This window comes from Candidatus Limnocylindrales bacterium (assembly GCA_035559535.1).
Classification (GTDB): Bacteria; Moduliflexota; Moduliflexia; order Moduliflexales; family JAUQPW01; genus JAUQPW01.
The window spans coordinates 130,399-157,244 of sequence record DATMBG010000022.1 but is presented as its reverse complement, the minus strand read 5'-3'; the positions used below and the strand labels follow the sequence as shown (position 1 = coordinate 157,244).

The 26,846-nt window shown below is 46.2% G+C and carries 21 protein-coding genes; 14 read left to right on the top strand and 7 right to left on the bottom strand.

What is annotated here, in order from left to right:
- The 8 genes from asnB (VNM22_07480) (at position 1) to VNM22_07445 (ending at position 10,142) form a co-directional block, all read left to right on the top strand.
- Positions 1-1,818, top strand: a complete 1,818-nt coding sequence (asnB, locus tag VNM22_07480) for an asparagine synthase (glutamine-hydrolyzing) (GenBank protein ID HWP46990.1) — start codon at positions 1-3, stop codon at positions 1,816-1,818.
- Positions 1,815-3,047, top strand: coding sequence for an MBOAT family O-acyltransferase (locus VNM22_07475; GenBank protein HWP46989.1), 1,233 nt, complete (start codon positions 1,815-1,817; stop codon positions 3,045-3,047). The genes asnB (VNM22_07480) and VNM22_07475 overlap by 4 nt, the downstream gene beginning before the upstream one ends.
- Before the next feature lie 76 nt (positions 3,048-3,123).
- The gene (locus VNM22_07470) at positions 3,124-3,417 is read left to right on the top strand and encodes an acyl carrier protein (protein ID HWP46988.1); all 294 of its coding nucleotides are present in this window, start codon (positions 3,124-3,126) and stop codon (positions 3,415-3,417) included.
- A 2-nt stretch (positions 3,418-3,419) separates the two neighbouring features.
- Entirely contained in the window at positions 3,420-5,012 is a 1,593-nt protein-coding gene (locus VNM22_07465) for a class I adenylate-forming enzyme family protein (GenBank protein ID HWP46987.1), read from the top strand.
- Positions 5,013-5,030: 18 nt separating this feature from the next.
- Entirely contained in the window at positions 5,031-5,519 is a 489-nt protein-coding gene (locus tag VNM22_07460; protein ID HWP46986.1) for a DUF2889 domain-containing protein, read from the top strand.
- Positions 5,520-5,564: 45 nt separating this feature from the next.
- The gene (gene asnB, locus VNM22_07455) at positions 5,565-7,418 is read left to right on the top strand and encodes an asparagine synthase (glutamine-hydrolyzing) (GenBank protein HWP46985.1); all 1,854 of its coding nucleotides are present in this window, start codon (positions 5,565-5,567) and stop codon (positions 7,416-7,418) included.
- Positions 7,419-7,476: 58 nt separating this feature from the next.
- Positions 7,477-8,985 carry a class I adenylate-forming enzyme family protein gene (locus tag VNM22_07450; protein HWP46984.1) on the top strand — a complete coding sequence of 503 codons (1,509 nt, stop codon included), beginning with the start codon at positions 7,477-7,479 and terminating at the stop codon, positions 8,983-8,985.
- A 68-nt stretch (positions 8,986-9,053) separates the two neighbouring features.
- Positions 9,054-10,142, top strand: a complete 1,089-nt coding sequence (locus tag VNM22_07445; protein ID HWP46983.1) for a hypothetical protein — start codon at positions 9,054-9,056, stop codon at positions 10,140-10,142.
- 188 nt (positions 10,143-10,330) lie between these two features.
- On the opposite strand, the gene VNM22_07440 is transcribed toward VNM22_07445, so the two are convergent.
- Together VNM22_07440 and VNM22_07435 are read right to left on the bottom strand one after the other, a co-directional pair.
- Complete coding sequence (locus tag VNM22_07440) at positions 10,331-11,491, bottom strand: DUF1501 domain-containing protein (protein HWP46982.1); 1,161 nt, start codon at positions 11,489-11,491, stop codon at positions 10,331-10,333.
- An 83-nt stretch (positions 11,492-11,574) separates the two neighbouring features.
- Entirely contained in the window at positions 11,575-13,017 is a 1,443-nt protein-coding gene (locus VNM22_07435) for a DUF1800 domain-containing protein (protein ID HWP46981.1), read from the bottom strand.
- Positions 13,018-13,887: 870 nt separating this feature from the next.
- On the opposite strand from VNM22_07435, the gene VNM22_07430 reads away from it, so the two are divergent.
- Complete coding sequence (locus VNM22_07430) at positions 13,888-14,787, top strand: alpha/beta hydrolase (GenBank protein ID HWP46980.1); 900 nt, start codon at positions 13,888-13,890, stop codon at positions 14,785-14,787.
- A gap of 180 nt (positions 14,788-14,967) precedes the next feature.
- Here VNM22_07430 and VNM22_07425 read toward each other — a convergent pair whose 3' ends face one another.
- Positions 14,968-16,578, bottom strand: coding sequence for an ABC transporter substrate-binding protein (locus VNM22_07425; GenBank protein HWP46979.1), 1,611 nt, complete (start codon positions 16,576-16,578; stop codon positions 14,968-14,970).
- 154 nt (positions 16,579-16,732) lie between these two features.
- Positions 16,733-17,794, bottom strand: a complete 1,062-nt coding sequence (locus tag VNM22_07420; GenBank protein ID HWP46978.1) for a hypothetical protein — start codon at positions 17,792-17,794, stop codon at positions 16,733-16,735.
- A gap of 646 nt (positions 17,795-18,440) precedes the next feature.
- On the opposite strand from VNM22_07420, the gene VNM22_07415 reads away from it, so the two are divergent.
- From VNM22_07415 to VNM22_07395, 5 genes are all read left to right on the top strand, one after another.
- Positions 18,441-19,607, top strand: coding sequence for a cysteine desulfurase family protein (locus VNM22_07415; protein ID HWP46977.1), 1,167 nt, complete (start codon positions 18,441-18,443; stop codon positions 19,605-19,607).
- A gap of 423 nt (positions 19,608-20,030) precedes the next feature.
- Entirely contained in the window at positions 20,031-21,080 is a 1,050-nt protein-coding gene (locus VNM22_07410) for a hypothetical protein (protein ID HWP46976.1), read from the top strand.
- 132 nt (positions 21,081-21,212) lie between these two features.
- Positions 21,213-21,452: a sulfurtransferase TusA family protein gene (locus VNM22_07405; GenBank protein ID HWP46975.1), complete on the top strand. Its 240-nt coding sequence runs from the start codon at positions 21,213-21,215 to the stop codon at positions 21,450-21,452.
- 92 nt (positions 21,453-21,544) lie between these two features.
- Positions 21,545-22,966: a M20/M25/M40 family metallo-hydrolase gene (locus tag VNM22_07400; protein ID HWP46974.1), complete on the top strand. Its 1,422-nt coding sequence runs from the start codon at positions 21,545-21,547 to the stop codon at positions 22,964-22,966.
- A gap of 42 nt (positions 22,967-23,008) precedes the next feature.
- Positions 23,009-23,899, top strand: a complete 891-nt coding sequence (locus tag VNM22_07395; protein ID HWP46973.1) for a TauD/TfdA family dioxygenase — start codon at positions 23,009-23,011, stop codon at positions 23,897-23,899.
- 23 nt (positions 23,900-23,922) lie between these two features.
- Here VNM22_07395 and VNM22_07390 read toward each other — a convergent pair whose 3' ends face one another.
- From VNM22_07390 to VNM22_07380, 3 genes are all read right to left on the bottom strand, one after another.
- Entirely contained in the window at positions 23,923-24,363 is a 441-nt protein-coding gene (locus VNM22_07390) for a hypothetical protein (GenBank protein HWP46972.1), read from the bottom strand.
- Between the two features lie 113 nt (positions 24,364-24,476).
- Positions 24,477-24,746 carry a hypothetical protein gene (locus tag VNM22_07385; protein ID HWP46971.1) on the bottom strand — a complete coding sequence of 90 codons (270 nt, stop codon included), beginning with the start codon at positions 24,744-24,746 and terminating at the stop codon, positions 24,477-24,479.
- Positions 24,747-25,129: 383 nt separating this feature from the next.
- Positions 25,130-26,539, bottom strand: coding sequence for an aminotransferase (locus VNM22_07380; protein HWP46970.1), 1,410 nt, complete (start codon positions 26,537-26,539; stop codon positions 25,130-25,132).
- Positions 26,540-26,846: the final 307 nt, after the last annotated feature.

The window sequence follows — 26,846 nt, the reverse complement described above, 5'->3', positions numbered from 1 at the left end:
ATGTGTGGTATTAGTGGAATCTTTAATTTTGCTTTAGATAAGCCTGTTGAGGTAGAAACCCTGGAAAAAATGAATGAAATCCAGCGTCATCGAGGTCCTGACGATGTAGGCGTCTATCTTAACAACCGGGTAGGTTTGGGAAACCGGCGATTGTCCATTATCGATCGTGAATACGGGCGTCAACCCATGTCCAATGAAGATGGCTCGATCTGGATCACCTATAATGGGGAAATTTTTAATTATCGACAGCTTCAACGTCTTCTGAAAAGCCGGGGATATCGTTTTAAAACAGACTCAGATACGGAAGTCGTTTTACATGCTTATGAAGCTTTCGGAGAGGATTGTGTAGAACAATTTAACGGCCAGTTTGCCTTTGCCATTTGGGATCATCCCGGAAAAAAACTTTTTCTGGCCCGGGATCGGATGGGAATTGTTCCTCTTCACTATACCATAGCCGATGGGCAATTTATTTTTGCATCGGAAGCTAAAGCTATTTTACAACATCCTGCCATTTCCCCGGATATTAATCTGGAAGCTGTTGCTGAGGTACTCCTTTGTGGAGCCCTTTTAGAAGCCCATACCCTGTTTAAAGGGATATGGACCCTTCCTCCTGGTTGTACCTTAACCGCCATGGCTCACACCGGTAGACCCGGTTTTCATTATCGTTTGAAAAAATATTGGGAAATTCCTTCTCCGGAGACAACCCAACCCATCCCTCTTAAAGGGGAAGAGATGGAAAAGTATTACGGGCAGCACCTCATGGAACTCCTTAAAGATGCCGTCCGGCTTCGGTTGGTCGGAGAGGTTCCTTTAGGTGTTTTACTCAGTGGAGGTACAGATTCCAGCAGCATCGCAACCTGGGCCGGCCAGATGCTATCGGGTTCTTTGCAAACTTTTACCATTGACTTTCCAAATCCCTGGAAAGGGGAAGACCATGATGCTACCTATGCCAGAATCGTCGCCCAAACGTTGGGAACGAAACATCATGAATTTTTAATTTCCCCTGAAGCCTATTTTTCCACCCTGGAACGATTGACCTGGCATTTAGAAAGACCCTTTAATAAAGGGGCTGCCACCATGTACCTCCTCTATGAAAAGCTTAAAGATTATGCCACCGTAGTTCTCTGTGGAGAAGGGGCCGATGAACTCCTGGCCGGATATCTGGGATCGCGAGGTCTGGGTCTTGATGATATTTTAAAAACCCGACAAATTACTTACTTTCCCTGGGCCCCTTCCTGGAAAGTTATGCTCAAGCTCTTTTCCCAGGAGTTTCGCAAGACGATCAGACCCGAAGAGCTCTTCGGTCAAAAGTTGTCGGATCATCTGATCCGGGTTTCTAACCAGGATATCTTATACCAGGCCCTTTATCTGTATTTAAAGTTCTTCCTTCTGGAGCTTTTGGAGTTCCATGATCGGACCTCCCTGGCTTTTGGGGTGGAAACACGACCTCCCTTTCTGGACCACCGATTGGTTGAACTCCTGGCGCCTATGCCCTCAGAATTAAAAGTTAAAAACGGTCAGAGTAAATATATCTTCAAAAAAATGCTCCGGGGCTTTCTCCCAGATTCCATCCTTTACCGAAAAAAAACCCACATGCCCATACCCCGGGATCCACCCTCGGTGTTCAACCAACTCCGGCTCACCCGGGATCTCCTTTTAAGCCCCCACTCAAGGGCTATTTCCTATTTCGACCCTTCTCGATTAGAGGATTTCTTGGAAAGAAAAAATGAGTTTGAAGGGGTGGATCTGCTGACCCAGTGGCAGATTTCCATGTATCTTTTAACCCTGGAACTTTTGCATCGGGTTTTTAAGGTATGAAAAATCTTACCGGTCTCCTGACAACGACTCCGATTTTTTACGTAACTCCGGCAAAGCCTTCCTCGGAATGGACGGGAAAATTCCAGGTTCGTGAATACTCCATGCTCTTTATTAGCCTGGGAGCCCTTTTATGGCTGTTTCCCCCGTTAAATTTTCTAATATTTACCCTGACGGCCCTGACCATCTATCTCATTGGGGAAACAAACCGAACCCGAAATCAGAAGTTCATTTTGGTTTTGGGGGTTTTAGTCGCTTTTGTTTTCCTTAAATACCAATTCCCCCGACCAGCCATCAAGTATGTCTTCTGGGGTCGTCAGGGAATAGAGGCCTTTTTCCTGCTTCGAAGTATAGATTTTGTCCTCAGTAAACGTCCTAAAACCTCTTTAACCGGTTGGGATCGATTCAATCAGTTTCTCCTTTATATATTTTTTCTTCCTACCCTATTCGCCGGACCTGTGGTTTCGTTCAATGATTTTTATAAGAGTTATCAACCTCAGATTTCTAATTGGTCCCAACTGGTTCCTTATAACCTCCTTAAAATGACCTGGGGAGGGATTAAGTTTTTTGTTTTGACTCCTTACTCTCAGAATCTCTACAATAAACTGCAACAATGGGCGGAGGGTTCTGTCCCCCATCCTTTTCTTCAACACCTGGACCCGAGACTTTTCCTATGGGGTACTTTTTGCCTGCTTTTAATTCGCTTTTATTGGGCTTTTTCCGGTTTTACAGATATGGCGATTGCCCTGTCTCGACTTCTGGGATTTAATCTTTATGAAAATTTTGCAAATCCACTTCTGTCCTCCAGCCCTGTTCAATATTGGAAAACTTCCAACATTTCGACTTATCGATGGCTCATGACCCATGTTTTTTATCCCTTCTGGGGGCATAAGCAGATAACTGCTAAAATCCTAACGACCTTTTTAGTCAGCGGTCTCTGGCATCTTCTGGTAACACCGGCCATAACGTGGGATGCTGTCATTCAACTAACCCTGGCCTTTGGATCCTTTGGTTTAGCCATTGCCGTTATTTCAAAGATTTCCCAGACTCCATGGATAAAAGAATTTTCTCTTAAAGTGAAGAGTCCTGGGATAAGAATCCTCCTTTTAGCTCTAAAAACTGCCCTTACCTTTTCGTTTATAGCCCTTATTCATCGAAGTTTTTGGGATGGAATCACCGGTAAGCCGTTGGAAGTAACCCTCCAGGCTTATCAGCGTCTATTTTTTGGTTGATGGACCCGTTACCTGTTGTCGGTTGTTTTTCTTCTATAGCCGAAAACGGCAGATAACAGATAACGGACGATAAAAATTGGACCGGGAACAACCGAAGATCGTCAACAGACAACCCACAAACGTAACACAGGCGCTCGAAAATTATATTCTGAGTTTGCCGGCTTTACAGGGGAAGGGGATTACTACCCTTCAAAGTACAGATTCTTTTATCGATCAAGGGATCTTTGATTCCCTTTCTCTTCTGGATTTTGTTGTGTTTATTGAAAAACTCTGCAAGATCAAAATTCCAGGGGAAGATATCATGCCCGAAAACTTTGGCTCTTTAGAAGCCGTAATGAAGTACCTTGGAGAAAAGTTTGGGATTCAATAAACATGGCCAGATTACACGAGTTTTTAAAACAATACAGGGCTCTTTCTCCAGGAAAAGAGGCAGTAGTCCAGGAAGAGTATCGTCTTACCTATGCGCAGTTAGATACTTTGGTGGATCGACTTGCCGGTATTTTACAACAGAACGGAATAGCTCCAGGAGATCGCATTTGTCTGCTCCTGGATAATTCTCCAGACTTTGTGATCGCTTATCTTGCTATCCTTCAAGTTGGGGGAGTGGTCGTTCCTTTAAATCCCTCCACGACCTTAGAGGCCTTAACCCATACCCTTGAAGATTGCTCACCCAAAGCGTTGTTCCTGGAAAAGCGAATCCATTCCTATGCCGGAGATCTGATTTCTTTGGGTTTTGGGGATCCCATAACTCTGGGAGAAGGTGAGGTGGAAATTTTCTTTCTCTCTTCATATTCCCGCCCCTTTGGGGTCTCGCATCCTCATCCTCCGGTTACGCCTTCAGCCAAGCTTTATCCTGGCGCCTATGCCCTCAATTCCTCCGGCATGCAAAGGAATATAGAAGGGCGGGAGAAGGACATCGAAGACGATCTGGCCGCTATTATTTATACCAGTGGAACAACCGGACAACCGAAGGGGGTTATGCTGACCCACGGAAATTTAGAGGTTATTGCGGAAACCGGAAAAGAGTTTCTGAAATTAACTTCTCGGGATCGAATGGGGATTCTGGTCCCTCTTTTCCATCTATACGGACTCCGGGAGATAGACGGTTGTTTGCGAGCAGGGGGAACTTTAATTCTGGCAAAGAATTTGACCTACCCGGCCCAGGTTTTAAAGCAATTTCATGGGGAACAGGTCACGGGATTCTCCGGAGTTCCAGGTGGATTAACGCTTTTTATGGATCGCTATGAATCCCTGTTGAAAAGATGCCAAAGGCATCTGCGCTATATTACCCTGGGTACTTCACCGGCTCCTCCTTCTCTCCTCACCCAACTCAAAACAGCCTTACCGACCACGCGGTTATTTGTAACCTATGGTCTTACAGAGGTCAGTCGGGTGTGTTTCCGGGAAGTTACAGAACCGGATCGGAAGGCGGGTTCCGTAGGACAGCCTTATCCAGGGGTAACACTTTCGATTTTAGATGAGCAGGGTCAACCCCTAGGAGTTAACAAACCGGGTCGTGTGGCGGTTAAAAGTTCCATGATTATGAAAGGTTATTGGAATCGACCAGATCTTACGCAACAATGCTTGTGGTCCGATGGAACTCTGTTGACCCCGGATTATGGCTACTTAGACTCAGAAAACTATCTCTTCTTACTGGGTCGTACCGATGAATTGATTAACAGTGGGGGAGAGAAGATCAGTCCAGAGGAAATAGAGGCCGTCTTGCGTAAGCATCCGGCGGTTAGAGAAGCTGCGGTGACAGGCATCCCAGATCCAGCCGGAATCTTAGGGGAAGTGGTAAAAGCCTGGGTCGTTTGTGACCCCAAATTTACACCCGATCCCCATGAACTGATGGGGTACTGCGCCCGTTACCTGGAATCTTTTAAAGTACCTAAAGTGATTGAATTCTCAGATTCCCTTCCCAAGACCGTGTTGGGTAAAACCCAAAGGTCTTTATTGAAGTGAACGGGAGAATGGGAGAATATGGAGCTTTTTCATCGAAAAAAAGATTATAAAGTTCTCTGGGATGACCTAGAAAACCGGTTGGTTGTAACGGTAAGTATGAAAGATTCTTTCCATGATATGGGGGTTGAAGTGATCTTCCAGTATCCGGATCTGGTGATCGTTTCGATTAAACCCCGGATAAATCAAACTCCCTATCCTATCTGTCCCGCAGCTTTGACTCAGATATCTAAATGCGTGGGACTCCAGATCAGGCCAGGTCTGACCTTTCTTCTGGAGCGGCAAATCGGTGGAAAGGAAGGATGTACTCATCTCACCAACCTTATATTGGATGCCTGTCATATCTCGATTCAAGGACTTTTAGCCAAAAAGTGTATGGAGATGGGTAATCCCCAACAGCCGTATCCCCCTGAAGAGAAAATAGCTTTCCTGGAGCAACATCAACTTTCGGTTCGAAACACCTGCGTCGCCTATTCAGTCCAAAGTCCAAAGTTTGAAGCCTCAAATTGAGGAAAGTCTAAAAGGCTTCGAATTTTAAACTTTAGACTTTCAGTTATGTGTGGAATTTCTGGAATTTTTATCACCGATCACTCAGAAAAGGTCGATCCTGAGACCCTTCGAGCTATGAATCGTGCCCTGGCTCATCGAGGACCGGATCAGAATGGAATTTACTTTCGAGAGTTTATAGGACTGGGCAGTCAGCGACTTTCCATTATCGATTTAGAATCAGGGGCTCAGCCTCTATCGAACCGGGAACAGTCCCTGTGGATTGTATTTAATGGAGAAATTTACAATCATCGAGAGATCCGAGAAAATTTAGAAAAACGTGGATATTGTTTTGTAACCGGAAGCGATACGGAAGTTATTCTTCGGGCGTATGAAGTCTATGGAATCGATTGCCTCCATCTTTTAAATGGAATGTTTGCCTTTGCCATATGGGATGAGAAGCAGGAGAAACTTTTTCTGGCACGGGATCGTCTGGGAATAAAGCCTTTGTTCTATGGGATGAAATCCGGTAAATTTGTCTTTGCCTCAGAAATCAAGGCTATCTTAGCCCAATCCGATCACCCGGTAGAAGTAAACCCCGAAGCCATAGCAGAGTATCTGTTCTGCGGGTTTCCTTTGGTTCCTAACACCCTATTTCGGGGTATTCAGGCCTTGAGTCCGGGCCATTTTCTGGAAGTTTCCAGAAAGGGTTTAAAAATTCGAGAGTACTGGGATGTGCCTTTTTCAGAAATGGGATATTGGACGTCGAGAACCCGAAATCAGGACGAGGATGACCTGGAGAACCTCTACAATTTTTTGGATGAGTCTGTCCACCAGGAGTTATTTTCCCATGTCCCATTGGGTGCCTGTTTAAGTGGAGGTCTGGATTCAAGCCTTGTAACGGCACTCGCCCTGAAGTATCATCCTTTTTTAAAGACCTTTAACATTGGATATACCCGAAATACCGAAGTTTTTAAACAGAACCCTCATCGTATCGTAGGGGAAGTCCGGGGGGATGATACGTATTATGCATCGCTTTTCGCCCAAAAGCTTAAGACGGATCATCATCTCTACATTCTCCCTACAGACTCACTTTGTGAAGCCATTGATCGAATGATCTGGCATCGGGAAAAACCTCTGGTTACCCTCTCGGAATATGGTCACTTTCTGTTAAATCAGGAAGCTTCTCAAAAGGTTCGGGTTCTTTTATCCGGACAGGGGGCCGACGAACTTTTTGGGGGTTATTACTACTGGTTACAACGGAAGGATCGTCAGAATACCACGTTCTTTCCCTGGATCTGGCGTACAGATCCCAGAAAACCGGATTATCCCATCAGTGCTGTGGACTTCTTAGAGACCCTGGTTACAGATGAATTTCGATGGGAAACCTTCTACTGGGAAGTCCATCAGGACCGGTTTGAAGAGTACCTGGCCAGGGCTAAAACATCGGATTTCTTTAACAAACTAAGTTATTTATTCGTTAAATTGCATCTTCACGAAATGCTGGAGATTGAAGACCGTCATAGTATGGCCTCCTCGGTAGAAGTTCGCGTTCCCTTTCTGGACCATCGGTTGGTAGAGTGGATACTAAATCTTCCCGGTGAGATCAAAACTCAAAAATCCGATGAAAAACATTTTTTAAAACGCATGATTCGGAAATATCTCCCGGATTTTCCGGAAACCATTCTTATGCGCAAGAAAAGTCCCATGCCTCCTCCCTTCGAGGTCCAGGAATTAATAAACGCCATGCTGACTTCTTTGAAACAACCCCACCTCGCCATCGAGGCTTATTTCAATAGAGAAAAGTTAGACGCTTTCCTGGCATCTTTCCAGGAAGGTTCATCGGGTCTTTTTACCCAGAAACATTATGCTTTGATCCGTCTTTATTTTCTGGAACGGTGGCACAAAGTTTTTAATGGGTAAGATCAGAATTTCTTTACCTTATTCTCCTTCCCCACCGGGTTGAGAGAGATAGTCTGTTATGAACTCTATGTCTATAAAAACCTTAGCAGACTTACTGAGTCAGAGCGCAAATCGGTTTCCAGAAGCAACAGCACTGGTTTCACAAGGAATACGTTACACCTATCGAGAACTTGAAGAACAAACAAATCGGCTGGCTCATGATCTTATTCGAAGAGGAGTAACGCCGGGGGAAAGAATCGGAATTTGTTGCTGGAACTCCCCGGAGCTGGTTCTGGCCCTTTTTGCCATCTGGAAGGTGGGAGGGATCGTTGTAGACATAAATCCGTCCTTTAAACCCGAGGAAATCATCCGTATTGTCCGGCAATGCGAGATTAAAATGCTTATTACCGAGAAGATTCAAAGGAATTTATGGGAGCAGATTTCAAGTCAGTTTGAATCTCTTACCATTTTGTTAACCGATGAGGGGGAGAAAGGGAAAATCAGAGAAGGGGAGAAGGGAAGAAGGGAAGAACTGGAGAATCGAAGTAGAGGAGGGGATTCGCCTTCTATTGCCTGTATCAATTACACTTCCGGAACTACAGGAATTCCTAAAGGTGTACTTCTTCCCCACAAGAATCTTATCCGGAATGCGGAGCTGAATATTAAATACTTCCAAATCTCGGCCAGAGATCGAACTTCCCTTGTGCTTCCTTTGTTTTTCGGGATGAATAAAATTTTTCTTCTGGCCCATCTCATGGTTGGGGCAACCGTAATTCTGGAGCGGAATTTTCTTTCCCCGAACTCGGTTCTGGCCTCCATGGAAGCAGAGCAAGTTACGGGACTCTCGGCGGTACCAACAGTTTACCACACCTTATTATCCCGGGGCGATATTCGGCGCTATACCTTAACTTCTTTAAGATACTTCCGAATCGGAGCAGGCCAGGTTACGCCCCAACTGATCCGGAACCTTCGTGAGGCTTTTCCCCGGGTAGATATTTATCTGACCTATGGCCTGACCGAAGTGGGTTTGGTCACAGTTTTACCTCCGGAAAAACTTCAAGAAAAAGCGGGATCTTGTGGGCGCATTATTCCGGAGGTGCAGGTTCACCTTGCAAAGGGAGAGGAAGGGTCCGAAAAGGAGATTGTTATTCGGTGTGATCATAGTGCCATAGGGTATTATAAAAATGAAGAAGCAACCCGGCAGGTTTTTAAAGAAGATGGAATTCATACCGGAGATCTGGGATGGATGGATGAAGAAGGGTATTTATACCTGGCAGGACGTCAGAAAGACCTGATTAAGAGTGGCAGCGAAAATATCCACCCCTCTGAGATTGAGGCTGTTTTGATCGGTCATGAGGGGGTTGCAGATTGTGCCGTAGTCGGGGTACCGGATGAGTGGTTAGGAGAAGCCATTCAGGCTTATATAGTTCCTAAAGAAGGTTTCTATTTAGATTCTGATCAAATCCTGAGATTCTGTGTCGGCCGCTTAAGTCCGATCAAAAGACCCAAATATATTATTATCTGTGATAAACTCCCCAGAACGGAAACAGGTAAGATTAAAAAAAGAGAGTTAAGGGAAATCGGTTAAAAGAACTTTTGATAAATTTCAATCGGGCGATGGGGGCTTTTATCAAAAGCTCTTAACCGACTAAGCGTATGGAACAAATGACTTTAAAAACCTCGATTTCTCCCATCCTCAAGGAGAAAACCTTTTCCTGGAACCCCCAGAAATACTTTGTAGATAATGTCCTCCTGAGTCTGGGGATCACGTTTGTTTCCCTGTCGCTTACAGCCAAGTTTTTTGGGTTTGATAGCCTGGAAGTCTTCTTTATGATTACCAGTCAAGTTCATTTTGGTGTTTCTTACTTGTTTCACTACAATGTCTTAAGGAGAACGCTGACAACCCGCAAGAAAAAGCTTTTTTTCTTCTTAACTTTCTTCCCTTTGATCCTTATTTTTCCTGTTATCTATTATGGTTGGGTTCCTATTCAGTACCGGGGCTTCCCTTTCATGGTTTATTTTATTATCCACATGATTCGCGATGAACATGTTTTCTATGTCCAGCGAAGTTCTGATTTCAGGCATACTAAATTGGATAAAAAAGTTCAGGCTCATGGGATTTTTATGATTCTGGTTTTTATTGCCCTGTTGTATACCAATTATACCAACGGCCTGGTCCCGCCTTCAGAGTATGATCTGGCTGCTTTTTACCGGGGCCTGTCCTCCTGGGGATTTTATGCTTTGCTGGGAGTGGCTTTGATTTGGGGAATCAGTTCCTTTTATCGAACCCACCAGGGAGAAGAGCATCCCTTTCTACGAAGTACCGCTTATACTTTAGGAATCATTGGGCTGGTCCTTCTTTACCATCAATTTATCGTAAGCAGTGTATCTGCCGGCCGTTTTAATAAAATTGTGATTTTTTATCATTATATAACCTGGTATCTGTTTGGTATCGAAAGGGTTCTTTACTCCCAATCCCAGGTTTCGGAGCTGAGGTCCCAGGGCTCGAATCCCCTAACTGGTATCCGACCTCCGGCCAATTACCAGGGAGACCCTTTCTGGAAGTTCAAACATTCCCCGTCCCATTTTCTGGGTCTACTCCTCTTAGCTAATCTGTTTTTTCTGGCCCTTTATGGATTATCCCATCTACACCCTTTCCAATCCCTGAATGTGTTATTTGATGTGGATTATATTGCCCTCTGGTCTTTTCCCCATATTACCCTCCATTTTTATTCTAAGCGTTAAAAGTAAGGCAAATGGCGTTTTATCCTACCTTGAAGGGGCAAGACAAGTCTTGCCTTTACTGGTGTGGGAGTGTGGAAGTATGGGGGTATGGAAGTGTGGGAGTATTTACTCCGATACTCCCTTACTTCTATATTCTTCGAGATAAACAAAATCAACAACTTATAAAAAATACTAAAGGCTGATGAAGTTTAAACTTTTAATATATCCAACACCTCAAATTTCCTGCCTAGTACGGGGCTTGCGTTGAGGCCCCACCACTTTTCTATAACAGTTGCATACAGACTACGGAAATCTAGGGCAAAGCGGAGATTGTCCCCCTCCAGTGATTTAAGCTGAGGGATCTGACCGTATAGACCTCCTTTCACACGTCCACCCAACATGAAATGAACATTGGCCGTACCATGATCTGTGCCGGTACTTAAGTTTTCCCTGGGTCTGCGGCCAAATTCCGAGTAACTCATGATGAGGGTCGAATTCCAACGGTTGATTTCCATCAATGCTTCCCTGAAAGCGCTTAGGCCTTCAGCCATCTCACGGAGTAAACGTTCTTGCCGGTTGGATTGATTGCTGTGGGTATCGAATCCATCTAAAGAAACCTTGATAACGGCGACACCTGAATTACCTGCAATAATTCGAGATGCGGTTTTTAAAGCATTTCCAAAAGGAGAGTCCGGGAACTCAGTTTTAAGCACGTCGGAGGTTTTCAAACCCTCAGCCGCCTGACGAATATCTTCCTCGACCTTGAGAATATGTGCCAATGCCGGATTGGCAGGCCTGCCGTTGGGGATACCATTTTGTTTAGCCTGGGCCAGGAATCTTTGGATATTGGAAAGTACAACCACTCGGGCGGTACCCCCACCCAGAGGTCCCAGATCAGAACTTCCCACCACGATGGCGTCGGCAGCAAAAGTTTTGGGGGGAGGATAGGCAGTAAAAACCCGTGATAACCAACCTTCTGATAAGTATTGATTGCTATTGGAAGCTGTTTCCCAGATCTCAATAGAACGAAAATGAGAAAGATTCGGTTCTGGATAACCCACACTCTGAATTACGGCTAACTCGCCATTTTTCCACACCGGCATTAAAGCTTCCAGGGCCGGATGGAAACCTACTTTCTCATCCAGTTGTAGGACCTTATCCCGGGTGATTCCGAGCCGAGGCCGCAGGTCATAATAGGTCGGATCGGTATAGGGGATAACCGTATTTAACCCATCATTTCCTCCCTTCAGTTCCAATAAAATGAATAAATTATTCCAGTTGGTCTGGGATGTGGCGGCAAAGGATAAGTCAGGAATATAAGAAATGAAGGGAGTCAGGCTTAAAACTTTAAGAAAATCACGGCGATTCATACCTTGGGTTTCAGGAGTCAGGAGTCAAAAACCTGGGATTAAGATCAACCCGGTTTCTTTCTTCTACTCCCTCTTTTTCCGGATTACTTGAGTTGATAAACCGGATCTAAAACCAATTGACGGATAAATTCAATACAATCGGTTGTGGGTTGGGGTTTTTGTAAGGGTTCTATCGCCAGGAGGAGTCTGGTCATCTGATTCTGTTTTTCTATGAGGTTCCCTTTGAATTGAGCACACCAGGTGTCACTATCAAACTGAAAGTTTAGAGCCCGTTGGAGTCGTGTCATCTTCCTCGGCTCCCGGTCAGAGGGGGAATTCGGTTTTGAATCCAGATCAGATTGAAGGGCCTGAGAACTTCCCATGGCCGATCTTTCAAGGATAGGACCGGATCCATCCGGCATTTCCCTGGCCCGGAATAAATGTTCCAGTAATTGTTTACGGATCAACAGGGTGTTGCTGTTGATCCAGCTTTCGCCCCCCGGCCATCCTTTTACATTGGGTGGCATAAAAATATCCTGTCCCAGTTGACGGGCAGCAAACGCAAGTGGCCGCATATCCGGAGGTTGAATATTAAATTGACGGAGTGTCCCCACAATAAACTCCACGGGCGACTTGATCAAAACCCCCCGATTCTCTTTAGCATAGAAATCCTCAGAGGTTAATAAGGCTCGCATTAAAGTCTTGATGTCGTAATGACTGTCCCGGAATAACGCGGCCATGCGTTTAACTTCCCTAGGGTTAGGGGTCGGGGAAATAAACTCACGCCAGAGTTTAGTGGTAATAAACTCCGCGGTTTGAGGTTTAGACAAAAGAATATCCAACACGGCGTCTCCATCGAAATTACCCGTCTGACCGAGAATAGTTTTTAACCCTTCATCGTGCAGATGGGGATAAAAACGGAACTGTCCGGTTTCACGGTCCAGACTCCAGCCGGAAAAAGCCCGCGCGGCTTCTTTGACGTCTTGTTCGGTGTAGTGACCTTCTCCCAGGGTAAACAGTTCCATAACTTCTCGGGCAAAGTTTTCATTGGGTTGACCTTTACGATTGGAGACATTGTCCAGATAGACGATCATGGCAGGATCTTTAGAAACCGCGTGGAGCATCTCGCCAAAGTTCCCTAAGGCATATTGCCGCAGGAGTACATTTTGATGATACATGAACTGGGGTGCTTTAACTTTTTGCAGGCTGGAGGTAAAGTGGTTATGCCAGAACAACGTCATCTTTTCGGTGAAGGGTGAAGGGGTTGACAACATTTCCTGATACCACCACGCCCGCAGTTCAATTCCGTATTCACGATATCGCTTGCGGAAATTTTCTCGCTCTTCTTCACTCATACTTCGAATTTTTCGGAGAGATATGACTTCATTGACCCATTCCGGAGGTGGCGTTTGAGCCTGGGTTTGAATAGAACTCAACAGCCTGTCTACAGCCTGTTCCCGGGTCAATCCAGCAAATTCTTGAACCTGACCCTCATCGGCGGCGAAGGAAGTTCGATTGAGCAAATGTCGGGCTTCCTCGTAACCCATAGGAATCGATTTTGAATCCGCTCCCATAGCAGAAAAGGGAGATAACAACAAAGTAAGTAATAAAAATATCCACATAGTCGTAAGGAAAGAGGAGCAAAGCATTGACCGTACAAACCAAGGACCTCTTCATTAATCGGCAAATGCTTTACTTTTTATATCCCCGGAAGAGAAACCTTTGATAATTTGTCAATAAAGACTTTACTCTACAAGAAAAGTTCCCAGGGGAATCAGGAAACTTAAACTGCCTCCTGCGAGATTTTTTTCTTGAAACCCATACCATGACATCATTCTATATTCCTTTCAGGGGGTAGATTTTTTCTACCCTGCTCCCCTACGCACCGGCTTAAACTGAAAAGCTCCGTCAGGGGCGAACAGTTTGGTAGCCCCCAACGCAAGTCGGAGGATCCAGTCATTCAGAATTTTTTCAAGTTCCGGAGGAGCGACCTGTTAAACAGATCGTCCCGCCTGGGCTAACCTAATTGCCAACCTGGGATGGTTAACCTACTTATCCTGGCGTGTATGGGGTTAGGGGGAGTGTTTCTCTCCTACCTATTAAAAGTATCCGTATCAATTTAGTAGGTGGAAATGGTTACAGTTACCTATTAAAAAATAAAGTTGACCTTCCTGGGCAAATCTTATAAGAGTGGAATACTATCTACTTATGCCCAATCTACCCAGAGATATCGTGTAACTTGAAGCAGGCGCTCTTCAGCAGGCAGTTATCGGAGTTGTTCTTAGGACTTATCTAGTGTTTCAATACGGAGATGGTCTTAGAAATTCGAAGTCAGAAATCAAAAGATCTCTACTTTAGATCTCTACTTTCCTTTTTTTCTGACTTTGAATTTCTGGATTCTGAAAAAAGGAGGATCTATGCGTCAGAACATTACTTTTATGAGTCAGGGGTTACGTTGTGCAGGCTGGCTTTACCTACCTGAAAATCTTCCTGCGGGTAAAAAAGCCCCTGCCATTGTGATGGCCCATGGTTTTTCGGCTGTGAAAGAGATGTACTTACCCAACTTTGCCGAACGGTTTACCGAAGCCGGTTTTATAACCCTTGTTTTCGATTATCGCTATCTTGGTGACAGTGAAGGTGAACCTCGCAGTCAGATATTTCCCATGGAGCAGATTGAAGACTACCGCAATGCCATCACCTGGATTTCCGATCACCCTCAAGTAGACCCGGATCGGATTGGGGTGTGGGGAACGTCCTACAGCGGGGCTCATGTTTTGCATTTGGCTGCCTTTGATAAACGGATCAAAGCGGTGGTTTCACAGGTCCCTTTGGTCAACGGCTGGAACAATGCGTTACGTCTCAACCGACCGGATCATTTTGTTCAGTTCCTTAATTTTCTGATCCAGGATCGAATCCAGCGCTATAAAACCGGTCAGGTTAACTATCTCAAGGTTGTAGCCCCCGAAGGAGAGCCTTCGGTCCTTCCTACGCCTGAGTCTTACCAATGGTTCACCCATGCAGGCAATACCCTTGCGCCCAACTGGCGCAATCAAGTCACTGTGGAATCTCTGGAGAAATTCCTGGAGTACGATCCGGCCGGTTCTATCCATCTTATCTCACCGACCCCCCTACTGATGGTAGTTGCCGGCTATGATACCCTAACTCCCACCGATCTTGCAGTAGCCGCTTACGAACGGGCATTACAACCCAAGGCCATTTCCATTCAACCCTGCAAACATTTTGATGCTTATACAGAGCCGTGGGTATCTAAAACGGCGGGTGTGGCCGTGGACTGGTTCAAACAACACCTGGCATAGGCCGAATATAAGAAAAGTCATTGAGAAAGTCAAGTTTACGGATTTATAACCCGGTTCGATGGAATCCAATCTGTAAGGAGGGAAGCTCTCGGGGCCCTGAGAGTCTGGTGGACATAGTCCTCTAACCCTGTCAAACGGGGACGTTCGACCTGCCCTTTCAGGCTGGACGAGATAGGTCTTCTATCGATCCAGCCAGATATTCCACAAGATAGGGGCCGGGAACTGAAGTACACCTTTTACATCCTTGCGATAAGCTGTGGGCAAGAACCATTGTCCAAAGGGCACATAAGGTACTTCTTCGAAAGCCAGTTTTTGGATTTCTTCCACCAATTGTTTTTGTCGGACCGGGTCCTGGGTGCGAACCCATTCGGCTCGTAGCTCTTCCATTCGTGGACTACAATACCAGCCAAACCAGGCCTTGTCACAAGCCCCAGAACTGGCGGAACTGACCGCCGGGTTCATGACATCGGATCCTACCGACCAGGTATGAAACAGATTCCATCCCCCTTCCTCCGGTGGTTTCTTCTCAGCCCGGCGAGAGACCAGGGTACTCCAGTCCATGGCCTGAAGGTCTACCTTGACCCCGATTTGGGTTAACAGTTGTTGGGTTACCAGGGTGGCTACATGCAAAATGGGCATATCGGTCGGATCCATCAAGACTACCGGTCGTCCATCATAGCCGGCTTCTTTCATTAACTGTCGGGCCTTCTCCAGATTTTGCTGCTTCAGAGGCTCCGAACCCACATCAGTTTCCCAGGGCCCCCCGCATATAAAAAACCCCGGACAGGTTCGCCAGAAATTTTTATCTCCGATGGCTGCTTGCATGTAAATTTCCTGACTGACCATCCAAAGTAAAGCTTGACGGGCTTTTACATTGTTGAAGGGAGGGTGTAAATGATTGGGTCGTAGCACTCCCTGGGTACCCAACGGATCAACGATAGAGACTGTAATTTGCGGATTCTGTTTTAATCGAACTACAAAATCAATTGGTGGGTTTTCCCAAAAGTCCACTTCTCCTGCCTCCAGTGCCGCACTGGCCGTGGCCGGGTCGGGAATGTAGATCCATTCTACCCGATCCACATATACCCGTTTACCCCCGGTACCCGAGTGGGCCGGTTCGGCTCGAGGGATGTATTCCGGGTTACGTATGTAAACAACCCGATGCCCGGGTTCCCATTCCTCTTTCACAAATTTGAAGGGTCCTGAGCCAATGGTCTCTTTAATCTGCTCATCCGCGGGAGTTGCCGCAATCCGGGCCGGCATAATGAAAGGAACACTCCCGCTCGGCTTGGCCAGAGCCTCTAAAACCAGGTTAAAGGGTTCTTTAAGTACCAATCGAAAAGTTTTTTCATCTATGGCCTCCAGTCTGGCGGTAAAATCCATCAATAGTTTACCTAAAACATCCCGCTGGCCCCATCTCTTAAGAGAAGCCACGACATCTTCTGCAACGACAGGTTTACCATCATGGAACTTAAGACCCTCTCGTAAGGTAAAGGTATATTGTAAACCATCCTCACTGACCTGCCAGGTTTTTACCATCTGGGGCTGTGGTTTCAAATTTTCATCCAGGGAAAAAAGGGTATCGTAGATCATATAACCATGGTTGCGGGTTATGTAAGCCGAAGTCCAGATCGGATCCAGAATCTTCAAATCGGCCTGTGGAACAAATTTCAAGGTCCCACCCATCTTTGGCTCTGCAGGTTCGGCCCCTGAAGCCAGACTGAGTAAAAGTAATCCGATAAGAGTTATTCGGGTGATAGGAAAAGGGAAAAACCAACAGAAATTTTGCATAATTTCTTCCTCCTTAGGTTAGGGGATTTTAAATTGTTAAATTATGCGGCTACTATCTATAGATCAAAGAGCGACCCCATTGAAGCGACCCCTATAAGGTCCTCCACTCCTTTTTATGGGAGAAGGGGTGAGAACAAGGTAAGCCTATCTGGTTTTACCTTGAAAGGATCTGCGGATTGCTACCTGTTACTTTGGCCAGTAAATTAAAAAACCCACGTTTACGATGGGAACTGATAGTCCAATCCACCGGAACACTTTGAAACCCTTCCGGATAGCCTTCCCCCGGCATGCGATAATCAAAATATCCCCAGCTTGCATACCGGCTGAGGGCTGCAAGTATATGATTGTCCTCCCGGTCGAAATCAAAATGATCGTCCTCATTAAACAAAATAGGCTGATCTCGGTAGCCGGATAGCTGGCGACATTGGTCTACCATCTCCCGAATCCGGGCCGTTTCAGAAACATGATTCCCATGCAAGAGTATAAAATCCGCCGCAGCAACTATATTATTCGGGGGAATGGCCCCGCCTTGCATACTGGTGCTCACCAACAATCGCCCGGCAGGTGATTTAACCTTCCCGGTCGACCGGGTTTTCACAATTTCTATCAGTTCATGGCAGCGCGGTGCTCGAATGATCTCATGCCGGTAGTAAGGTAAATCCACTTCATTACCGATTTCCACAAGTACGTGGGTATAACTTTTTTCCAGCAACCAGTCTGTAGCATTCTCTGTTGCGCGTATTACAGCTTGCTCGTTGTTCAACCGCCAATCCTGTCCAAAGTAGAAGAATCCTAAAATAGGAGCCATACCCAATTCATCGGCAGTATCCAGAATCCTTTCCAGTCGTGCCAGATAATCGCTGCGTAGTCGTCCGTCGGCCTCAAAAGCAGAATTGTGCCAGGGTTGAGAGCTACTGTAACCTTCCGGACTCCCACCCTGAAGGTTGATGGTAAAGCTCAACAGTCCATAAGACCGCCAAACAGGCATGGCGGCAACAAATTCCTCCGTATTGCGTGTTGCATCCCAGGGTCCATCGGGATAATTCCACCGACTTCGTGTTTCCGGATTAAGATCGTCAAAAATCCCCTGAACCATCCGGGCATTAAAAAGCAAACCTTCTACTTTGAGCCCCTGGTACCAACGACCTGGATAAGTCGGTTGACCGTTAATGAAAAAAGAAGGCCCCTCAATACTCACCGTCGTTTTACGTTTCATAGACTCTACCTTCCTGTTGGATTCTTATCCTGATTTCTACAAACTGCAATATTTTTATGTTTCAACTATTTTAATCTGTCTTTCTAAGTCTTTCAATAAAGTTTGTACTTCTTTTAAGGTTATCCTATCAAACCCCTTAGAAACAGGACTTTTCATCTATTACACTATTTAGTTAGTTTTGCTTGACTTTTGAGCGGCCCTCACCCCCGGCTCTAGAGGCGCCAGGATAAGTTGAAAGGCCCCGTCAGGGGCGAACTGTGGGTAGCCTCCGACGCAAGTTGGGGGATCCAGTCATTCAGATTTTTTCAAGCTCCGGAGGAGCGGCCTGTGAAACAGGTCACCCCGCCGGGGCTAACCTTCTTATCCTGGCACCTATGCCAGGTCCCTCTCCCACACAAGGGGAGAAGGGAGTCGGGAAGTGAAAGCAGCTCTATGGGATCAAATTTAAGTAATACGATTTTTATCTTACCTTATCTTGCCGCTCTCCCTTTCCTCTCCTCGCATGCGGGGGGATGGGGAGGGGTTGGAAGGATAAGTTGACCCTTGAAAGTCCCTCTATGGAGGATATTTTGTTAACTTCGGACAAGAAAGCTTGTTAGAAGGTTGAAGATGAGAGGTATTTCGATTATATTCTTTATGAATCCCTATGATGAAGAAAATTTATTTGGATTATGCCACAACGACCCCTGTGCATCCTGAAGTGAGGGAGGCGATGCTCCCTTATTTGGGGGAATTTTTCGGGAATCCTGGAAGTCTTTATGAAGAAAGTAAAAAACCTCGGGAAGCTCTAGAAGAAGCCAGACAACAGGTTGCCCTGCTCATGGGTGCTAAGTCGGAGGAGATTGTTTTTACTTCGGGTGGTACAGAAGCTAATAATTTTGCTATTAAAGGAGTAGCCTTTGCGAATCAGAAGAAAGGAACCCATATCGTTACCTCTCAGATTGAACATCAATCGGTACTTTATGCCCTTAAATTTCTGGAAAAACTGGGATTTACGGTGACCTATGTACCTGTAAACAAATATGGAATGGTTGATCCCGAAGAAATTGCCGAAGCAATCACAGAGAGAACGATTTTGGTATCCATTATGTATGGGAACCATGAGGTGGGAACCTTAGAGCCCATAGCAGAAATCGGTCGGATTACCCGGGAGAAGGGAGTTTATTTTCATACCGATGCCACACAGGTCGTGGGTATTTTACCGGTAGATGTAGACATGCTGGGAGTTGATTTACTGAGTCTTTCGGGGCATAAATTCTACGGTCCGAAAGGGGTCGGGGCCTTATACATTCGAGAAGGTGTAAGGATTTATCCGTTGATCCATGGGGGTACGCAGGAAGAAGGACGGCGGGCAGGTACCGAAAATATTTCAGGCATTGTAGGGCTTGGAAAAGCGGCAGAGCTGGCCAGAAAAGAAATGACCCAACGAATAGATCACATTTTGTTTTTACGAAATCGGCTGGGGGATGCCCTCTTAAAGAAAGTATCGGGTCTTTACTTAAACGGGCATCCTACCCAAAGACTTCCCCATTATCTGAGTTTTTGTGTTGAATGTGTGAAGGGGGATGCCCTGACTTTGCTTCTCGACAGGAAGGGAATTGCGGTTTCTCCAGGTTCCACCTGTACCTTTACGGCCAGGAAACCCTCCCATGTTCTGAAAGCCATGGGGATTCCTTTGGAACTGGCAGAGGGTTCACTGCTTTTCTCAACCGGAATTTACACCAGAGAAGAAGATATAGACGTTGTGATAGAAACCTTTCCACCTCTGGTGGAAAAGCTAAGAAGTATCTCTGTAATGAATCCTTCATCCTGAATAATTAACCCGAACCTGTTAAATTATCGAAAAAGTTCTGGCGGGGGATTGCTTTCAAGGGGATCTTTTTTAGACTGGCCCTTATGGGGGGGAAGGGGGCATACGCGCCGGGTTAAGGCGTCCCCAGCAGGTCCCTTCCCCCCGTGAACGGGAGGAAGGGGAGGGGGAAAGGAACCTCGCTTCAAAGTTCCTTCTCCTGCAAACCTAAGGTAGGGGCGCAAGGCCTTGCGCCCGTACAACGTCTCGTTTGATATTTGGCATTAAGGGCCCTCCTCAGGGATCTCACGCTTACCCTGGCGCGTATGAGAGAGGGGGATCAGGTTAAAAAACCTGGCCCTCAGGCTTTTAACTTCCAAGGAGCCACCTGTTTATAAATGAGTATAAGAGGTTAATGGTTCAGGATGAAGGATTCAGGGATTAATTATGACCGAAAAAATAAAAGCTATCGCGCTCCTCTCCGGTGGGCTAGATAGTACCCTGGCCGTCAAAATAATCAGCAACATGGGTATTGAGGTTCAGGGGATTAACTTTTACACCGGGTTTTGTGTAACAGAACATCGGAGAAAGATTCGGCGAAATAAAGATAAAAACAAAATCATTCAAAATGAAGCTTTAAGAGCCGGTGCAGACCTGGGCATTAAAGTGGAGTTGATGGATATCTCAGAAGATTATTATAAAACGGTTTTGTTCGAGCCTAAGTACGGATATGGATCTGCCATGAACCCCTGTGTAGATTGCCGGATCTATATGTTTCAAAAAGCCAAAGAATATATGGAGGAGGTTGGAGCTCAATTTGTCTTTACCGGTGAAGTTCTGGGTCAGCGTCCTAAATCCCAACACATGCGTGAGCTTCTGCTAATCGCCAGGGAAAGTGGCCTGGAGGGTCTCCTGTTGCGACCACTCTCCGCTAAGTTACTGCCTCCCACCGTTCCGGAAATCAAAGGATGGGTCGATCGAAACAAGCTCTATGACATTCAGGGACGGTCCCGCCAGGTTCAGATGCAACTTGCTGCCGAGTTTGGTATTGAAGAATATCCACAACCGTCGGGAGGATGTTGTTTTCTAACCGATCAGAATTATGCCAGGAAGTTGCGGGATTTGATTACCTACAAGGGAAAAGAGCGGATCGTCATGGACGACTTTATTTTGGCAAAGGTAGGACGGCATTTTCGATTATCCGAAGATCTGAAGGTGATTGTAGGTCGTGATGAAGCCGAAAATAAATTCCTTGCGAACTTCTGTAAAAAAGGTGACCACTGGTTTTTTGAAACTTTGGACTATAAAGGTCCTTTAACCGTTACAGACGGGGAAGTATTACCGGAAGATATAGAACTCATCGCCGGAATTACAGCCGGACATAGTGATGGAAAAACCGCCGAAACCGTTCGGGTTCAATACCGCAGAAACGCTACAGAGGGAATCGTAGAGGTTCACCCGATTATCGGACAAGAACTGGAGGAGTTTCGTATCTGATCCGTCCGTTGTCCCTGGGTTTGTAGGAGCACGGTTGGCTGTGCAGGGGAATAGGGGTCCGGTCTATGGGAAACGTTTTACAGACCTGGATCTTCGTCAACGGACGACAGATTACGAACAACAGACAGAGTTATGCAGGCAGATGCTACGCTGGATACGTTAGGCCTCCTGTGTCCTATTCCCATCATCAAAACGGCAAAAAAATTTAAGAGTATGCAGGTGGGACAGATTCTGGAAGTTCTTTCCGATGATGAAGGGATTAAAGTAGATATGCCCAATTGGTGTAAGAGTACCGGTCATGAATTTTTAGGAATCGAAGAGGAGGTCGAAGGGGAGTATAAAGTTTACGTAAGGAAATTAGTCGAGTCATGAACCCTGAGTAGATGGGGTATGGCTGTAGAGGCTGATTAATTAGTTGTTCATGGCTATGGATTAATGGTTATTGGTTCATGGGTCTTTGTGCGATGCCAGATCTTGAAAAAATCTATCGGTATATAGAAGATCATAAATCGGAGCACATTGCTAAGGTGCAGGAATATCTGCGTCAGCCCAGTATTAGTACGGAAAACAAGGGAATTCGAGAGTGTGCAGATCTCCTTATGGAGTATTATCGCAAGCTGGGATGTCGAGAAGTTGAGCTGGTGGAAACAGAGGGTCATCCCTGTATTTGGGCCCACTATGATGTGGGAGCTCCTAAAACACTGATCAACTATTGTATGTACGATGTTCAGCCGGTAGCCGGAGAGGTTTGGACTTTCCCGCCCTTTGATGCGACGTTGGTGGAAAAACCACCTTTTAAAAAGGTGGTCATAGCCCGAGGAGCTTTTAACAGTAAAGGAGGGTATCGGATGTGGCTCAATGCCCTGGAATCCATCATCGCCGTTGAGGGAAAACTACCGGTGAATATCATGTTTACGGCGGAAGGAGAGGAAGAACTGGGAAGTCCTCATTTAGAGCAGTTTATCCGTCAATATCAGGATCGATTGCGTCGGGCCGATGCGGTCCTCAATACAGGCCCTTCCCAGCAAATTGACGGGAGTATTCGAATGGCAATGGGCGCCAAGGGAATTTTCGAATTTGAGTTGGAATGCTCGGGCAGTCTCTGGGGCCGGGGTCCCAAGGAGTTTGATGTACATAGTAGCATGAAAGCTGCCGCGGATAGTCCTATCTGGCGCTTTATTCATGCCCTGGCTTCCTTGACTTCCGAAGATGGAAATACCGTACAAATAGAAGGCTTCTATGATAATGTTCTTCCTCCCTCGGAGGAAGATCTGGAACTCATCGATCAATTGGAAAAAACCTTCAATCCGGAAGTCTGGCAGCGCATGTTTAAAATCGATCATTGGATCGACGACCTCCAGGGACGGGATTTGCTCATCAGGTTTCTTTACAGTCCTACCCTGAATATTCAAGGCATTTATGGAGGTCATATCGGTGCAGGTTCCAAAACCGTCCTTCCCCATAAAGTTGCCTGTACCGCAGATATTCGCCTGGTCCCTAAAATGACCGTTAGTGAGGTCATGAGCAAGCTCAGAGCCCATTTGGATCGGCGAGGTTATAAGGATATCCTTATAAAGCCCCTGGCCGGTTATCCTCCTGCTAAGGTCAGTCATAAAACGGCTATTGCCCAGGCCGTTATTCAAACCTATCGAAAGAACGGAATAGAACCCCAAATATGGCCTATCTCCGGCGGGAGCTGGCCTATGTACCTTTACTGTGGAAATCCTATCAACCTCCCCTATTGTAGTGGGGGTTTGGGACATGGTGGTAATGCCCATAGTCCAGATGAATATCTGGTTATCGAGGGAGATGGGAAGGTCGCAGGGATTGTTGAGGCAGAGAAATCCTATGTGGATATTTTATATACCTATGCCGGCAGTTCGTAGGCTCCTGATAAAGGAATAGAATAAATAGAAGAGGAGGAAATAATGAACCTTCAAGCTTTTCATAAAGCGAACCGATCTTATAACTGGCCGTTTGAAGTCAGACCTTTATCTCCAGTCCTTGGAGCTGAAATCGTCGGGATTACTCTCAGCGAAGGGGTCAGGGAAGAGATATTCCCTGCCATCTACGAGGCCTTTCTCACCTACCAGGTTATCTTGTTCCGGGATGTAGACCTGCTTCCGGCGTTGCAGGTTCAGTTTGCCCGGAATTTTGGTGAAGTGCAGGTCCATGTGATGGATCAATATCATGGTTACAAGGACTATCCCGAGATCTATTTTCTTTCCAACCTGGACGAGGCCGGCAATCCCAATGGGAAACACCCGGACAAGGGTACCCTGTACTGGCATACCGACGGGTCCTGGCGACGCCGCACTGGCCATGCCACGATTATGTACGCAGAAATCGTACCCTCCAGGGGTGGAGAAACCTATTTTTGCGACATGTACAGAGCTTATGAAGAATTAAGTGAGGAAATGAAGGAACGACTCAGCGGACTTCGGGCCATCCATAATTTGGACTTCTCGCGTACCCGTCGCCATGGGGAAGATCGGTTAACCGAGGAACAAAAGGCCCAGGTCCCCCCCGTAGACCATCCCATTATTCGTACCCACCCGGAGACGAAGCGTAAATGTATTTTTTTGGGAGACCATGCAGAATCTATTCAGGGTATGGACTACGAGGAAGGTCGGGCCCTCATTGAAGAAGTCAATCGGCTTGCCACGCCTGATCATCTCATCTATTGCCATAAATGGGAGCCCAGACAGGTTCTCGTTTGGGATAATCGCTGTCTGTTACACCGGGCAACAGCCTATGATACGACCCGGGAGCGCCGGGTCATGCGACGCTGTACGGTAATCGGAGACGAACCTTATTGAGGAATTGATCCAAAGTCTTATCTCTATTCGTTTAAACACACCGGCCAGTTATCCTTTACCATCCACCTTCCAAAACGGTAAAGGATATAACCACTGTCGGGATCTACCCAAAAGCCGCGGTTTATGCGCCTATAATGAACAAAGGGATATTTCCCGTCCAGTAAGAAAAAATTACCGTGCCGGGTAATGACATGCTCCTCCCCAAAAATCTGAATCTTCTTCCGGTCCGGGGAATCTACCTCCTTTACCTGGAGCTTTTGTTTCAAATCCTTCAAAAGAGTTTTCCCTATAAAACCTTCCCGGTGAAAAAGCATCTCCTTAATGGCCTCGGTGAACTCGTCATTGGAGTGTTCTTCCCACAAATCCAGCAATTCGTTAATCTCCGTAATGGTAAGTTCGTCAACCCGAATATGCAGGACGAGTTTCGGATCAATTCTCTCTAATCGATCTATCCAATCACTCATGGATCTTTCTTCGTTCTTCCTATGTGAACGGTAAACCCTGTAAACTGACAACCCCGCTCACAAAAGAAGACATCCATCCCAAAGAATAGAAGAGCTCGATCCGATGGTTACCTTTAGCAGGATTGCGATAAAGAGATATTCCCTTCATCTACCGAGAAGATACAAAGAACCTTTAGAAGGCTATCGACTACTTCAAAAAGTTCCCTGGCCTCTTCGTTCCATTCAGACAAGGGTAAATCATCTAATTCGTGCCATACTTCCCTGACTTCCTCAATGGTTCTATGTAAGGTCTTTTGTATCCGAATGGCCGTTCTATTCCCATTACTGGCCAATTCTTCTAATCTCTGGCTTAACATTTTCAGGTCACTGGTTTTAAACTCCATATATCTCCTTTTTAATGATACACCTACCTTCTGGCTCCTGGGCTACCCTTACAGGGTAAGGGGTTAAGTTAAGGGTTTAAACCCTGGAGGAGCGGTCTGTTAATAACTGTAAAATTCTAACAATCCTCAAAGCTCTCCGCCACATCTTCGGGAGTTTTAAACTGGATACGTTTGGCACAGAACTTAGGGATATGGCAAGCGTCCCCGCCCGCACTCCCATATAATTGTCTTACGAAAACGCCCTACGATTTTCATACCTTGCGACGATCCAACGGGTCATGACTGTTTAGGAAAGGTCACTTTTTTCCTTCCACCTGCTAAATGGATACAGATACCCCTCTCCCTTACCACTTTCCAGGCTGGTGGGTAATAGATTAAAATCCTCACAAACTTCTTGCTACTTTCCCGATGGATTTTTGTAACGCGTTCACAATTCGGTCGGCCTCCTCTTTTTTGAGGGATAAGGGAGGAGAAAGGGCCACGACATTATTGTAATCTGTAACTGCCATGGCCATACGGCCTACGATAACCCCTTCCTCCCGGGCTTCTTTCAAGATCGTCCCGATAGTTTTATCGTCTGCGGGGGTTTTGTTTTCATCTATCACAATCTCGATTCCGGCCAGGAGCCCCTTGCCGCGTACATCACCTACAATGGGAAATTCCTTGAGCTGTTCCAATCCCTTTAGAAGATACGAGCCTACTTCTGCAGAATTCTCCCAGAGTCGTTCTCGAAGGAGGATATCTAAATTGGCCAGACCGGCTGCACAGGCTACCGGGTGGCCCCCAAAGGTACTGACCTGACCGAACTCCAGTTCGGCTCCTGGACTCCCCAGAAATGCATCGAACACTTGGGGAGTTGTGGCACAGGCTGCTAAAGGCAGATAAGCACTGCTAATTCCCTTGGCCAGAGTGATCATATCCGGTCTAATATTAAAGGCTTCTGAAGCAAAAAGGGTACCCGTTCGCCCAAATCCGGTAATCACCTCATCGGCAATCAGCAATACTCCATGATCATCACAGATCTTCCTGAGTTTGGGAAAGTATTCGGGTGGGGGAACAATCACGCCACCTCCTCCGATAATCGGTTCTGCAATAACCGCTGCAACGGATTCTTTCCCTTCGTGTTGAATGATATTTCCAATCTCCTCAGCACATTGAATATTGCATTCCGGGTACTTGAGGTTAAGGGGACAACGGTAACAGTAGGGAGGATGGGCATGGAGAAAACCGGGAACCAGGGGCTCAAATTTTCTCTTCCGCATTTTCTGTCCTGTGGCGGAGAGGGCACCCATGGTGAATCCGTGGTAACTTCGATATCGCGAGATGATTTTATAGCGATTTTCCCCAGGATATTTCTGCCGTCCGTATTGCCGGGCGATTTTGAGGGCCGTTTCCACCGCTTCCGATCCACTATTAACGAAGAAAATTCGCTCCAGATCTCCAGGAAGGATCGAAGCAAGCTTTTCGGCTAAAAGCGCTGCCGGAACGTTGAGCTGGCTGAGTGGATAGTAATTAAGCTGGTTCATCTGTCGATAAACCGCATCGGCTATCTCCTGCCGACCGTACCCTATGTTAACGGCCCAGAGCCCAGAGAAGGCATCTAAATATTCATGACCCTCGGAATCTATCAAATAGCAGCCCTTTCCTTCTGTGATAATCAGGGGTTTTTGGGTTTCTAACAGGCTATGTTGGAGGAGGGGTTGCCAAAGATGCTTTCGACTGATCTCCCGAATTCTTTCGGCATCTACAGATTGTAAGGAAGCAAGAAGAGTTCCGGATGGTTTTGAAGTCATAAATAAAATCTCCTTTTCAGTTAAAGTAAAAGCTTTGTTCTCGGGTCAAACTATTCAGGTTGATAACCCATAAAGGCTGGTTTGTCAAGGAAAACGAAGTCTTATGTCACTATAACAATTTAGTAGGTGTCCCTTTTTCTGTCTGAACACTCCCCATCCCCCCTCCAGGGGGGATTCAGCAGCAGCAACCCCATGTCAGTCCCCCCTGGAGGGGGGATGGGGAGTGTTTCTTTTTCCATCTACTAAATTGATAAAGTTCCTTGAAATCGAAGTAAGGATACTGTACTGTATTATAAAAACAGAATCA